The organism is Hymenobacter sp. GOD-10R (assembly GCF_035609205.1).
In the GTDB taxonomy this organism is placed as follows: Bacteria; Bacteroidota; Bacteroidia; order Cytophagales; family Hymenobacteraceae; genus Hymenobacter.
On the sequence record NZ_CP141184.1, the window covers coordinates 3,859,780 to 3,873,579 of the forward strand.

Consider the following 13,800-nt stretch of genomic DNA (forward strand, 5'->3'; position numbering starts at 1 on the left):
TAGTCCAACTTTTATGGAGATGCTTATGTCATCAAATTATCATTAAATAGGCCCTTACTTGCTAGCAGGCATAATAGTTGCCTACTTGTCATCGCTGCTGGTTGTGCTCCGTGCACCGACAAGTAACAAAAGCGATACTTTAATCAATATGAAATAACCTGATTATATAATTATACTTTTCTACTACAAAGACCAATTTCATCTTTAGATCCTTCTATCATAACCGCAGCAACGCCTATTATATTTGTCCAACTTCGTCTCACTTTACGCTACATACTATTGCATACTTATACAATAATCGATTTTGAGGGTGAATTCGATATCCGTATTTCCCTGTTAGGTGCGCGGTACAAAGCAACCTATTATGGCCCGCACGAGGACAAGCTAGGTGACATCCGGCCGGCTGGGGATTTCCCGAGCTTGATCAAAAATATTCACCGGGCTGTGGCCGCCTGCAAAGGTATTCCAACGACTCCACCTTGTCGCACAATTAACATGGCCGAGTGGATTCGGGCCGCTAGCGCCCCAGAAGTTTGGGCTGTGCAATCAACGGCTAATGGCTGAGGCGTCAGTAGTACCCCTTGGCTTCATTTCCTACACTAAACAGAAAAGGCTCCCTACTTACTAGGGAGCCTTTTCTGTTGTGCGCCGTACCATACAGGCTTTTACAACTCCTATTCGGCAGCCTTTTACTGAGCCGAAAACCGCGGTAAATGCTTGCTTTGCACCTGTGAATCGTTCCCTGCTACGCTTGCCCAACTACACGCTGCTATTCGTCAGCCTGTTCACCCTTGCTTACTTCTTCCTGACGCACGAGGGCCTCTATGCTATTGATGATCATTTTTATTCCCGCTATGCCCACCAGCTTGCCACGGGCACTTTTCACCTAGGCCCTGATCCTCATGGCCTGTTGCACGATCCGCTGCACGAGCGGGTGCTCATCTTTGCGCCGGTAGCGTTGCTCTATCGTTTCTTTGGCGTGGATATTATCACCACTACCATCTGGCCGCTGCTGTGCACGCTGGGGTGCCTCGTGCTTTTTTGGGTACTCTACCACCGCCGCGAACCGGTAGTGGCCGCGGCCGCCATGCTCTTGCTGGGGCTCCATTACTTTTCGCTCAACCTCAGCAATTACCTTTACCCCGACAACATTCTGATGCTTTGGTGCTTAGCCAGCGCTGCGGCACTACTATTTGGGCAACGAGCCGCGCGTGCTTCCGGCGCTTGGGGTATAGGCTTTGCGCTGCTGACGTTCGCCGCCTTGCTGAGCAAGGAAACCATCGTGTACTACTTCCCTTTCTACACCTTTGTGCTGCTGCGCGACCTAGCCAGCCGACGCAACTATCGGTTTTGGGCCTTCTCTGTGGGGACGGGCCTACTGCTGCTGGCTAGCTACCTAGCTATTTATCAGCTTTATACCCATGATGCATTGTACCGCATCCACCTTATTGAGCGCACGAATGATTTTTTGAAAGAAGGCAACTACCTAGCGGGTAATCGGGCAGCCCTACTAGGGCGCATCACGTGGCAGCCGCTGGATTTCTTTATCAGTACGGGGCTAGGTGGCGTGCTGGCGCTGGCAGTGGCGGCGATGCTCGGCAAGCGACAAACACAGGACGCAGATACCAGCTTTTGGCTAGGCCTAGCTTTTACAACCCTTGCCTTTTACTGGCTGGGCAGCACTTCGTTAAACCAATACAACCCCATTACGCTGCTCCCGCGCATGACCACGCCCTTGCTACCCCCACTATGCCTAGCCGCTGGTTTTGGGCTACGAAACTTCGTGCAAACGGGTCGCGGGGGCTGGCTGCTGGGCGGCGCGATGCTCGTGGCGGCCGCCTGGGTACGCAGCAGTGTATCGTTGATTTACGCGGGCTTGAGCCTTTATTTTTTCGCCGCAGCGTGGTGGTCGGGCCCGGCTAGGAAAGCAACGGGCACGGTAGCTTTTGCGAGCCTAGCCTTGCTGGCGGTGGGACTGTGCACGGCTATTCGCCCCGTGTACTTCATGCGCAAACCCAGCGTTTCCTCCCACTTCGACCAGAACCGAATCTTCCGCCAATACCTGCAAGCCCCGGCCCGCGGCGTGGTATTCGTCGATGACTTTCTGATTGACAACTACGATTTCTACTACGGCTACCAAGTGCCGCCGGACCTCACGTTTCGCCGCTACACCGCCGCCGATTCGGTGCAGCTAGGTCCTGGCGAGCACGCGTGGCTGCTCCTCAACCGCAGCACGCTCACCAACGACGAGCTGACGCGCAAACTCATTCGCTACTCGGAGCAAGATGTGTTAGCGCGCTTTCCTAGGCGGCGCACCGTGGCGGAAGCGGGCAAAGTGACGCTGTACGAGGTGAAATAGCGGGGTAAGTTACCCCATTGGCTAGCTTCTCATAAGCTTTGAAAGCTAGCTCCGACTTTGGAATAACTGTTTAACAATTTGTCTACTAACTGAGGCGCAGCAACTTGCTTCAACAAACGGTACAGCGCTCCTGCCTCGCGGAAGTTACGCCAACGCACCGCTTGGCGCATTTCCCAACGCAGCCGAATAGCGAGGGCAGCACGCTCGGCGGGAGTGCAGCACAAGGCCAGCACTTTGCGGCACACCTGAATGGTTGAGGCCAGAAAGGGGTCGTTGGGCCGGTAGCCGCGGCGCGACATCGACGCCGGATGCAGACGCTTTTGGGTAGTCACCTCATCGAGGAAGTAGAACTGCCAATTGCGGGCCGCGCGCACCCAGAAGTCGAAGTCTTCGTAGGCGAGTGTCTCATCATAGCCACCTAGGTCGTCGAGTGCGGCGCGGCGCATGAGCATGGTGGGGGTGCTGATGAAGTATCGGCTGAGCACATCGGCAAAAACATCACCGGAAGCTGGCCGCGGAAATAGTTGGCCATCGGCCGTACGCCGGTAATGATAGCGCACAAACTGGGAGCGGTCGTCAATCAGCTCCGCATCTGAGTACACTACGCCATACTGCGCATCAAGGCGCCGAAAAGCAGCTACCTGGTGGGTAATCCGCTCGGGCAGCAAGACATCGTCGGTGGCAAAGTCGAGTAGAAACTCGCCCTTCGACTGGCGGTAAGCGCGGTTGAAAGCAGCGCAGTTCCCAACGTTATCGTGGAGCAATAGCAACTGCCAAGTTGGGTTAGCCGCTGCATAACGCGTGAGGATGCTGGCGCTGGCATCGGTGCTGGCATCGTCGACGAGAATAACTTCTAGGTTCGGATACGTTTGGGCCAGAATGGAATCCAGGGCTTCTGGCAAAAACGGCGCATGGTTGTAGCACAGTGCCACAATGGTAACCAGCGGCGACGCTGCCACTTCAGCCACTTTAGTGGTATGCACGTCAGCTTCTACCATGCCTTAAGCGCGCCAATAGTGACGGAAGTACGCTCCACATCCTATCAGCAACAGCCCAAATCGCACTGCGTGCGCCAACGGAACACCTAGCAAACCGTAACGTGGCAGCAACACGGCCAGTAGGCCCGCGTACAGTACCGCCGATCCGGCTTGCACGGCTACGTAGCGCCCCACGCGCGCCTGCGCCATGAGCAGGAACAACAGCATCCAGGTGAGGAACTTGGCCCAATCGCCTACTAGTTGTGGACCTACCAGATGGCGGGCGGCCACAAAATGCGTATCAAACAACAAGGCCAGCAGCCAGTCGCGCAGCAGAAACACCGCTCCTAGCCCGGCCGCCGCCGCTACGGCCACCACGAGTAGCACCGTGCGCACGTAGCGCCGCAAGGCAAGTGGCTGACTGGCTAGGGCTGCTAGGCGCGGGTAATACACACTACTCATCAGGGCTGAGAATACCATTGTATAGTTGTCCGACAGCTTCGTAACCGCTTGCCACAGATCAACTTCAACCAACGAAAACCTACGGATCAAGACGCCACGCAACACGAAAGTAACGGCGTAGCTGAACAGCAGCACACTCACGGCCATCAACAAGAACTGCCCTAGCTGGCGCACCGCTACGCAGCTTACGCGGCCACGCAACGCAGGCAGCAATCCTTGCCGATATCCCATCCAAAAGCTAGGTACTGCCACTAGCCCTTGCCCCAGCAAATAAGTCAGCAACGCCTGCCTAGCTCCTCGCCCACTCACCAAGTCCGTAGCAGCTGCTCCGGCCCCAAAAATCGCCACGGCGACCGTCAGCCAGAGGTACGCGCGCAGCTTTCCCGCCGCGAGCAGCACGGCCACCAAGTACGTTTGCGCAAGCAACAACGTCACTCCTATCGCAAACAAGACGCCCCAGTCCCACGTCACCTGGAATATGCCGACCAGCGGCCCTGGCACCACCACGAGCGCCAGCAGCCCAAGCAACAACGCACCTACGTTCAAAACCAGCCCAGCTCCTAACCACGCTTTATACTGTCGCCGCGCAGGGTGTAGCGGGGCTAGGTACTTGATTATGCCCACTTGCACGCCGTCGCTGGGCAGTGCCGTGAACAGCGCCAGTAGGTTTTGGAAATGTGCTAGCAACGTGAGGCCGCCGGGACCACCATACAGCGCCAGCAACTTATTAAGCACCAGCGCCCCCGCCGTTCGGGCGCCGAGTGCCACGCCTGTTCCGAGCGAGTTGCGCACGAAGCGCTTCACCACCTCGCTCCGGGTTTCGGGCGAGGCAGCAGCGGCAGCGGTAGAGAATAGCGGCGGCATGTGTAAACCCTTACAACTCCCACGCGAAGGTCAGCTTCAAGCTCAGCACACCACCTAGGTGCCGCTTGAACTGGAGCAGCGAATGATTGGGGCCTTCTGGCAGCGTGGAGGTACCTAGGTCGAGTAGGCGCATGCCGTTGTCGCGGGCAAAGGCATATAGCCCTTCGTTGAGTAGCACCACGGGGCTGAACACATTGTAGGCCAGCGGGCTAGCCGGGTAGAAATTATACAGAACCTGGCTGTTTACGCGAATAGCCACCGTCAGCGCCGCCCACGCGCCTTTGCGGTCACGCACGGAGAACAAGAAGTGATTTTGCGGAAATAGGCGGAACAGCTCTTGCAAACGCGCCACGTCTAGGCTCAAGCTCTGCCCTTTTTCGGCCCGGCATTGTTGCAAGAACTCATAGACAAGCGGCAGCAGCAACGGCGTTTCCTGCTCAACCTGAAACCCTTCACGGCGACATTTCTGCAAACGACGCCGCTCAGAAGGATGCAGCCGAGCTTCAAAGCCTAGCTCCGTTAGCTCCAAGTGATTGTTTAGTTCGGCCAGCGTGACGCGGGCACCTAGCTGCGTGAAAGCCTGCGTCAGCAGCGTACTAGCCGCCTGATCGTAGGCAAACGGGTAGCTGCGCACCAGCACCTGCCGGATGCCTCGCGCTTTCAACTCTTGCTGAACCTGTTGCAAAAAAGCCAACACCACGGCCGCCGTTAGCCCCTCCGCTAGTTGCACCGACCCAAAGGGCGCCTGCCAAGGACTGTACGCCGTGAGCGTATCGGCTTCTATAAATACTTGGAAGCTAGCTATTGTGGCGGCCTGTCGCCCATCTTCCAAGTGAAAACATAGCTGCTCTCCGGCGTGCTGCTGCAAGGCTAGGTGCGCGGGCATGAGATACAAGAAGGGCTCAAAGGCCAGCGGCCGCTCCGGTACAACGGCCGCGTTGCCGGTGGTGCAACGCACTACGTACCGGCCGCCATCAAGCGCGAGTGGAAGCAAACGGAAAGTAGCAGCGGATGACGACAAGACGAAAAAAGAATGTGTGGCTGGCGAAATTACAAGTAAATACGCTACTCCGCAGCAGAAGGGATACGCGCCAACCGTTACGCATCAGGCTGATCTGATCAAACCGTTTTCCTACGACCGATTGTTTAGGCAATAATACCCAACGCAGGGGCTGACTTTCTTCGTACATACCTTTCGCCCCTGCTACCTAGCTTTCCCCTCATGATTACTGATCCAACCGCCGAAGAATCTACCACCGAGGTAGATGATTCCATTGATTCGATGCGTAGCATCACCGACCGCGACGCAACCCGCCAAGCGCGTGAGCAGATGGTGGGTGAGCGGCCGGGCACGTTGCAGGTGCGCGAGAATGCTCTCAAGCCGCGCCTGTTCCTAATTTCGTACGATGAACGATTCATTAAAGAACAGGAATTCAGCAACTACGCCACCCTCCGCACCTACTACGAAGCCCATCCGCAACTAAACCACTGGCTCGACGTGCGCGGCTACAACGACCTAGGGTTGATGGAGCAGCTAATGCACGATTTCAACTTGCCAGCGCTCCAAATGGAAGATGTATTGGGCGACTACCAGCGGGCTAAAGTGGATGTGCTCGAAGACAACCGCTTGTTTTTGGTGTCGCGCATGACGGACTTCACCCCCAGCTGTGACATCGACGACGACCAACTCTCTGTTTTCACGGGCCCCAATTTTCTGATTTCTTTCCAGGACGATTATGAGGACTGTTTGGAATCGGTACGAAACCGCATTCGGTCGGGCAAGAGTCAGATCCTGCGCAGCTCGCCGCTCTACCTAGCCTATGCCCTCACCGACGTAGTACTCGACCACTACTACCCTACCATGGCGGCCATCGGCGACTACATCGAGTCGCTGGAAGATGAGATTTTCCGCGGACGACCTAACCGGCGGCTGCTCGCCCGCATCTTGCGCATCAAGAAAGACATCACGCGCTTTCGTCGCCTCGTGTACCCCGAGCGCGATAAGGTTGCCGAGCTGCTGCGCCTGCCCGACGAAGTGTTGCCCGAAAACATCAAGCTTTTCTACCGCGACTGCTACGACCACGCCATTCAGGCCCTAGACCTCGCCGAGAGCTACCGTGAATCCATCAGCAGCCTCGTGGATCTGTACCTCTCCAGCCAGAGCAACCGCATGAACGAGGTCATGAAAGTGCTGACCATCATCAGCAGCATTTTCATCCCGTTGAGCTTTGTGGTGGGTCTGTACGGCATGAACTTTCAGCACGAGGACGAGCACGGCCACCTCATGCCGATGAACATGCCCGAGCTGTATAGCCCTTTCGGCTATCCTATTACAGTCGCGGTTTTGGTACTAATCGTGACGGTGCAGCTCATATACTTCTACCGGAAAGGCTGGCTCAGGAATGACTGACTTTGTCGAATGACTGAGTGGCTTCGCACTGAGTGACTGAGTGATTGTTCGCGTACCTTGCCCGGCTACACGATACTCAGCCACTCAACGTGGTTAGTTGCTCTTAAAAGCCGTGCGGCGCAACTCCGTGCCTAGGATGCGGTAGAGCTGATAGGTGTTGGTGGCCGGCTCATAGTTCAAATCGATGCCGGGGGCGCTGCTGTCGAATGGCTGGCCAGTGAGCAGCCGCCCCTGCCCGTCGTAGAGGTATGCTTTGTGCGGGCCGATTTCAGTGAGCGCAAAAATGCGGCGCCCATTTCCAAAGTCGAAATATTGGACTGGCTTAGTGCCCGACGTTACGAAGGTTTGGGTAAGCACCTGGCGGCCGGTGGGCTCAAACAAAGCTAGCTTGCCGCCATCTTCGCGCACGACTACGTAGCCGCGCTGGCGTTGATCGGGTATTAGGCGGAAGCTGCTCGTGCGGCTCCAGGTAGCCACCCGGCCCCGACTTACCACATCGCCGCTCAGGTTGAAGCTCACCCGCTCCCCGTGCTGCGTCACAACGGTGAGGCGGCTGCGGCGCAGCGTGGGGCCGGTTTCCACAAAGGCTGCCGAGTTGAGCCGAGCCCCCACACTGATCGGGAAGCCTGGATACACTCCGCCTTGCTGGTCGAAGGCGTAGATATACCCATTTTCCAGGGGCACTACGATTACGTCGCGCCCTCCCACGATGAGGTAGCTAGGTGTCCCGGCCAAGCTAAAATCGAGGCGCTTCGGCTGCCAGCCCGTAAAAGCGTTGCCGTTGGCATCGTACAAGAACAGGTTGCCCCCGCCGCCCGCCACGAGCAAGCGCGTAGCCCCGTTGCCAGCCGGCGAAGGAGTTAGTGAAGTGGCCTGCACCGTATCCGGCAGATTTAGCGGGAAGTTGGACGCCTCACGGCCTTGCTCATTGAGCAGGTGTAGGCGGTCGGGCGTGGCAAAGAGCAGCCCAGTGCCATCAGACCAAGGCATGCGTCGTAAGGCACCAACTAGCGGCCCAGGCAGCGAGTCAGACCATGCCACCACGTTGTCGGGCGTTACGTAGTGTAGCACCCGGGCCTCATCTTGCACCAGCACCCCCGGTGCCCGAGCCCCAGGTACGGGTATCAGAGTAGGCACGCTGGTCAAGGGCGTTTTGAAGGTGAGCAGCATGCCGGTTTCGCTTTGCGTTTGCGCACGGGCTACTGCCGTGCTGGTGGCCGGATGCCGCAGAATTAGCTGCGTGAAATACTCTGCACCGCTTTCCGTCTCGTTGGCGGCCGGCACAAATTGCCAGGCAATCTGGGGGAAGCGCTTCACCAAGGGCTCATTGCGCAGGAGGCCCGCCCGGCGTTCTTCCACCAGCGCCCGCAACAGAACATTCCAGCTATTGCGCGTATCCACGATAACGCTGAGGCGCGCCTGCGGCTGCATGTCTTGCAGAAACGCTACCTGCGTCGGGGAGCGGCTCCACACTTCGCCCGCTACAATATCGGTGAGCCACAGACGTAGCGCCGCGGCGTCTTCTCCGAAAGCTAGGTAGTTACCCACTTGCACCACCGCGGGCGTTTTGAACCCCGCAAACGCAGAGCCTAACAGCTGTGCTGGTAATTCGGCCACACCAGTTTGGTGAATTTGGTAGGTGCCTACCCGCTCAAACGAAGGAGTGGTTCCGGTGGCTCGGCGCAGCTGCCCCAGCAACGTAGCTACCTGCGTTGGGTTGGGGCAGTACGCCAAAGCGAGCTTCGCTGGACTCTGACGCGGTGAGGCGGAGGCTAGGTAACATAGGGCTACTTCCTCGCTCAGGGCGGCGGCCAAGCTATCGACCAAAGGCGCCGTGCGTCGCATCACCGAATCGGGCACGACGGCGGGCGGCGTGCGCAGCGTTTCTACAGAACCTAGCCCCAAGTGCACCAGCACGGCCGTCCGGATGGAAAGCACCTCGGCCATGCGCAGCTGTTGGGCCGGCTGCCCGCGCAGCTTTTCGTGCAAAGACCCACGGGCGGTTTCGGGGTTGGCGAACCCATTAAACAAAACCTTATTGCCAACGAGCTTCATTTCCAGCTGACCACTGCTGCTTAGGCTCGATAAGGTGGTCATGTCCGACGTAAGGTCGGAGCGAAAGAACAGCCCTAAGAATTGCGGCAAACGTCGGTAGTTCAGCAGCAGCGTGGCATCCACGTCTTTGAGCTGCATAAAATCGGTATTCTGAAAATCGGCCGCGACGGTGGGCAGGCCCGGGTGTTCGAGGCGACGAACAACGGCTTCTACCAGCCCTGCGCTGGCACTCAGCAGCAAATGGTTACGATAGTTGTAGAAGGTCAGGCCCTCTCCCGTGCTCTGCACCCGAATGTCGGTGAGGGTTTCGCCGTGGTAGTCGCGCGTGGTTACGCGGTAGTCCGGGTCACGGCCGAGCGCATCGACCAGCGTCCGCACTTGCCGGTACTCGCGCACCGTCTGAATCGGTACCTGAAACAGCACGTCGAAGGAGTTAGGGCTGGTGACGTGCACCGACGTCAGTACGGTTTTGCTGCCCAAAAATCGGAGCAAGCTGTTGCGGGTACCGGTTAGGCTGTCGACCAGCGTCGCTTCGTCTTCCAACTGCTGAAAATACCGCACGCCCGTCAGGTTGTCCCAGAGCTGAGTTTCCTTGAGGTGACGCACCAGCGTTGGATGATCGTGGGTGGCCAGCACCATCACCGCATCATCGGGTACCAGCGTCCAGGGGTCGACGGGAACAAGGGCTACGGTGCGCCGATAGTACACGTAGGAACCGAGGGCGGAAACCAACAGCATCCCAACCAGAAACACCAGTAGCTTATTCGACATTCAGGGGTGGTAAGGGTAGAACAGGGCGGCAAAGGTAGCTATTCGGACCCGCGCGCTGTAAGGTTGCGGGGCGCGGCGACAACCTAGCTTTTGCCTTGTCACTTCTTCTTACGTGGGTTGCCGCCGAGTTGCTGAGTTTCGGCAACCCTCCCTCACATTTATATGTGATTGACAACCACTTACCTGTTCCTTTATCTTTACCAACAGGTTATCCGCTATTATCTTCGTTACCACCCCTACCTCCTAGGTCGCCCGCACACCGGCAGCCATCCTTCCTCGCCAACGGCCTTTCTACTGCCTGCCGCGCGGCACTCTCTCCCTTTTCCAGTTCATCAGCTTACCGCCTGACCTAGGTGCTTTGCGCCAGGCCCCGAGCAGCTATATCCTTCGCCCTTGCGGTGCGCGCTACTTCGTCGCTTTTACCCCACGTCTAGCCTAGGCTTCTCCCCTTCTGGTCAGCAGCTGCTTCTTACCCGGCTCCTTGTACGAGCCCCAGGCGGCTGTGCCTTGCGTCGTCCATTTTTTCAACACCCAACCCTTCAATCCGCATGAAAAAGACTGAAAAACAGCTGCTCGAAACCCTGGCCAAGATTGCCAAACTCGCTAGCTCCGCCACCGAAAGCGACGACAGCGCCACCCCAACCGACAACAGCAGCACCGAAGCGCCCTCCGCCGCCGCACCCGACGACGCCCATGTTGGCTGCTCGATCAAGGAATTGCCCGAGCGTTTGCGCCCTAAGGCAGCCGAAATGGCCGTGCGCATCAACCCAGTTAACGCCCCTTCTCTTACTGCCTTCAACGCCCTAGGGCCAGAGGCCGCCGCAGCGGTATTGGACCCACAATTTCTGACGCTGCTCACCAGCAAGTACTGGGGACCAGCGCCGCGCGTGCTGTCGGTCAGCTTCATGGAAACCACGCCAGCTGATCTGCGGGCGCGCATTTTGAGCCACATGAATGCCTGGAGCACCTCCTGTGGCATCTCGTTTCGCCAAACAACCAGCATCGGGCAGGTCCGCATTTCACGGGCGGGCAGCGGCTACTGGTCGTACCTAGGCACCGACGTGCTGCTGATTCCGAAAAGCAAGCCGACGATGAATTTGCAAGGCTTCAGCATGAGCACGCCCGAGTCGGAATACCGGCGGGTGGTGCGCCACGAAACCGGACATACCCTCGGGTTCCCGCACGAGCACATGCGCCAGGAGCTGATTTCTCGCATCGACCCGCAAAAAGCCTATGCCTACTTCCTGAAAACGCAGGGTTGGAACAAAGCTACCGTCGATGCCCAGGTACTCACGCCGCTGAAGACCGCCGACATAGTAGGTACGGCAGCCGATCAGACGTCCATCATGTGCTACCAGCTGCCTGGCTCTATCACCAAAGACGGCAAACCCATCCCCGGCGGCATCGACATCAACCTGCTGGACTACGCTTTCGCTGCCCGCGTCTACCCCAAAGCTGGGGCTCAGACCGCTCCCCCATCGACAGCAACTGCCTCGGCGCAGCAGTGGGCGCCAGAAGAGGACGTGACGGACGAAGCAGTGCTGGCAGAGGCGCAAGCCACCCTCGCGGCTAGCACCACCGACAGCCAGGTGAGCGACACGCTTGACACGTACGCCACCAGCTCAAATGGCGTGGCTGCGGAGGTGTAAGCACCCATAGCGTGCTCAGACGAACCTAGGCCTCACTACCTAACCTATTCATTAGTAGAAGTTAATCTTTAATAAACCACCACGATGCCAGACAACAAGTCCAAAGTTATTGACCCAGGCACGGTAGACACTGCGTTGCACGTTGACCGGCCGGGGCCGATGCCGTCCGCCGCACCCGTGACGGATAGCGTGACCCAAATCCTCAGCGCCGGGCCGGTAGGGTCCAAGCTGAATATTGCCGTGCTGGGCGATGGTTTTGCCGCCACCGACCAGGACGCCTACAACCAGAAAGTGCAGCAACTGCTGATTGATGGCGTGTTCGGGCACGACTACTTCTACGAAGACAATCAGGCGTTTAACATTTTCCGGGTGAACCTGATTTCCAACGCTTCGGGCGTCAGCACCCGCGTGTACAATGAGAACGGCACCCCCGATAATCCCAAGGACGACTCCATCGTCAGCACAACGATGAAGGATACGGCCCTGAAGTACATCTTCAGCGGGTCGTGGGCGCACTGCTGGCTGGAAGGCACGGCCGACACCGCGGCGCTGGTGCAGGCGGCGCTCAACAAGTGGGTGCCCGATTATGACTTAGTAGTTATTCTCTTGAACGACCCTCGCTACGGTGGGTGCGGTGGCGGTGGCTTCCAAGTGGTGCCGCTCGGCATTGGTTGGGAAGTGCTGGCCCACGAGTTTGGGCATGGCACGGGCGGCGTGGCCGATGAGTATTGCACCAGCAATGTGTACTCGGGAGGCGAGCCGGGCGCTGTTAATGTGACCGTTAACACGAACCGTAACACGCTCAAATGGCGCAACTTCATCAATCCGAGCACGCCTATTCCAACCGGCACTGGAGCCTGCGCGGGCTACACGGCCGGTCCGAAACCGGCGGGCTGGAGCGACTCGCAAGACGTGGGGCTGTTTGAGGGTGGCGGCACCAATGGACGTGGCATGTACCGGCCCGTAATTAACTGCCGGATGCGCGGCAACTCACCCGAGTTCTGCCCCATTTGCTACACCACGCTCAAAAACAAGATGCACCCCTACACCGGGCGCACCTTCCTGAAGTGCTACGCTGGCGACTTCAACGGCGACGGCAAGAGTGACTTGCTCATGCACAACGGCAACTCAATCATGATCTGTCGTTCTAACGGGGAGCAGCTCGATGTGGTGTTCAGCGCCGTGGAGCGCGTGCCGGGTTCCTGGCAGTTCAAGCCCAATGACCGCTTCTACGTCGGCGACTTCAACGGCGACGGCAAAGATGAGGTAGCGGTGTTCAACGGCTCCGACTGGAACATGGAATACCTAGGCCTGCTGGCCGATGATGGCAAAAACGGCCTCAAGCTGATTGCCCGCTACGATAACACCATGCCGAATTGGGACTTCAAAAAAGACGACCAGTTCTTTGTGGCGGACTTCAACGGCGACGGCAAAAAAGACCTCATCGTGTTCAACGGCACCAACTGGAGCATGCCCTACCTAGGAATGCTGCAGTGCTCGGGCACTGGCTTCAGCCTGGTGCGGCGCTACGACGGCAACTTCGCGGGCTGGCAGATGACGGCTGGCGACAAGTTCTACGTGGGCGACTTCGACGGCGACGGCAAACAGGACCTCTATGTGTTCAACGGCGACAATTGGTCGATTCCGTACCTCGCCATGCACCGCAGCACCGGCAACGCCTACACCATGGTGAAGCGCTACGACGCCAACCTAGCTGGCTGGAACATGACCAAGGGCGACAAGTTCTACCCCGGCGACTTCGATGGCGACGGCAAAACGGACTTGTATGTGTTCAACGGCGAAAACTGGAGCATGGCGTACCTTGCCATGATGACTTCTAACGGCGCGGCCGTCACGATGACGCGGCGCTACGACGGCAACGCCCCCGGCTGGCAGATGCGCAAGAGCGACCAGCACTATGTAGCCGAAATCAACGGCGACAAGAAAGCGGATCTGTTCGTGTACAACGCCACCGACTGGGGCAAGGAGTACCTTGGTACCATGGTCTCGGACGGCACCAACCTAGCCTGCGCCTGGAAAGAAGACTGGGTTGGGGAGTGGAACCTAGGTTCCGTCGACCACTTCATCCCCTGCAATTTCGAAGGAGCCGCTGGCAAGCGGGACTTGTTTGTGCACAATCAAAACTGGTTCGGCATGATCAAAGCCACGCCCACGCTGACGCTGCAAAAGCTTTATTATAAGTACATTCATAACTACCGCTACGGTAGAAATTGGTAAGCAAGGAGGTGTACG

General features: G+C 57.8%; 9 protein-coding genes. 5 read left to right on the forward strand and 4 right to left on the reverse strand.

Annotated elements, in window-relative coordinates:
* The first annotated feature begins 279 nt into the window (after positions 1 to 279).
* The gene (locus SD425_RS15400) at positions 280 to 564 is read left to right on the forward strand and encodes a hypothetical protein (protein ID WP_324670834.1); all 285 of its coding nucleotides are present in this window, start codon (positions 280 to 282) and stop codon (positions 562 to 564) included.
* 166 nt (positions 565 to 730) lie between these two features.
* A complete protein-coding gene (locus SD425_RS15405; protein ID WP_324670835.1) occupies positions 731 to 2,359 on the forward strand; it encodes a hypothetical protein in 1,629 nt (542 codons plus the stop codon).
* A 29-nt stretch (positions 2,360 to 2,388) separates the two neighbouring features.
* On the opposite strand, the gene SD425_RS15410 is transcribed toward SD425_RS15405, so the two are convergent.
* The 3 genes from SD425_RS15410 to SD425_RS15420 are packed head-to-tail and all read right to left on the reverse strand — an operon-like array spanning position 2,389 to position 5,656.
* Complete coding sequence (locus SD425_RS15410) at positions 2,389 to 3,342, reverse strand: glycosyltransferase family 2 protein (RefSeq protein ID WP_324670836.1); 954 nt, start codon at positions 3,340 to 3,342, stop codon at positions 2,389 to 2,391.
* 18 nt (positions 3,343 to 3,360) lie between these two features.
* A complete protein-coding gene (locus SD425_RS15415) occupies positions 3,361 to 4,662 on the reverse strand; it encodes a hypothetical protein (protein ID WP_324670837.1) in 1,302 nt (433 codons plus the stop codon).
* 10 nt (positions 4,663 to 4,672) lie between these two features.
* Positions 4,673 to 5,656, reverse strand: coding sequence for a hypothetical protein (locus SD425_RS15420; protein WP_324670838.1), 984 nt, complete (start codon positions 5,654 to 5,656; stop codon positions 4,673 to 4,675).
* Between the two features lie 228 nt (positions 5,657 to 5,884).
* Here SD425_RS15420 and corA point away from each other — a divergent pair, with 228 nt between their 5' ends.
* A complete protein-coding gene (gene corA, locus SD425_RS15425; protein ID WP_324670839.1) occupies positions 5,885 to 7,072 on the forward strand; it encodes a magnesium/cobalt transporter CorA in 1,188 nt (395 codons plus the stop codon).
* 93 nt (positions 7,073 to 7,165) lie between these two features.
* Here corA and SD425_RS15430 read toward each other — a convergent pair whose 3' ends face one another.
* A complete protein-coding gene (locus tag SD425_RS15430; protein ID WP_324670840.1) occupies positions 7,166 to 9,898 on the reverse strand; it encodes a hypothetical protein in 2,733 nt (910 codons plus the stop codon).
* Between the two features lie 548 nt (positions 9,899 to 10,446).
* Between SD425_RS15430 and SD425_RS15435 the strand changes: the two genes are divergently transcribed.
* Together SD425_RS15435 and SD425_RS15440 are read left to right on the forward strand one after the other, a co-directional pair.
* Positions 10,447 to 11,547, forward strand: a complete 1,101-nt coding sequence (locus tag SD425_RS15435) for a M12 family metallopeptidase (RefSeq protein WP_324670841.1) — start codon at positions 10,447 to 10,449, stop codon at positions 11,545 to 11,547.
* Between the two features lie 84 nt (positions 11,548 to 11,631).
* On the forward strand, positions 11,632 to 13,785 hold the full coding sequence (locus SD425_RS15440; RefSeq protein ID WP_324670842.1) for a M64 family metallopeptidase: 2,154 nt from the start codon (positions 11,632 to 11,634) through the stop codon (positions 13,783 to 13,785).
* Positions 13,786 to 13,800: the final 15 nt, after the last annotated feature.

Bases quoted from the DNA above. Each gene is read 5' to 3' on its own strand.
- SD425_RS15415 (WP_324670837.1), bottom strand. From the start codon at position 4,662: ATGCCGCCGCTATTCTCTACCGCTGCCGCTGCTGCCTCGCCCGAAACC.
- corA (WP_324670839.1), top strand. From the start codon at position 5,885: ATGATTACTGATCCAACCGCCGAAGAATCTACCACCGAGGTAGATGAT.
- SD425_RS15430 (WP_324670840.1), bottom strand. From the start codon at position 9,898: ATGTCGAATAAGCTACTGGTGTTTCTGGTTGGGATGCTGTTGGTTTCC.
- SD425_RS15435 (WP_324670841.1), top strand. From the start codon at position 10,447: ATGAAAAAGACTGAAAAACAGCTGCTCGAAACCCTGGCCAAGATTGCC.
- SD425_RS15440 (WP_324670842.1), top strand. From the start codon at position 11,632: ATGCCAGACAACAAGTCCAAAGTTATTGACCCAGGCACGGTAGACACT.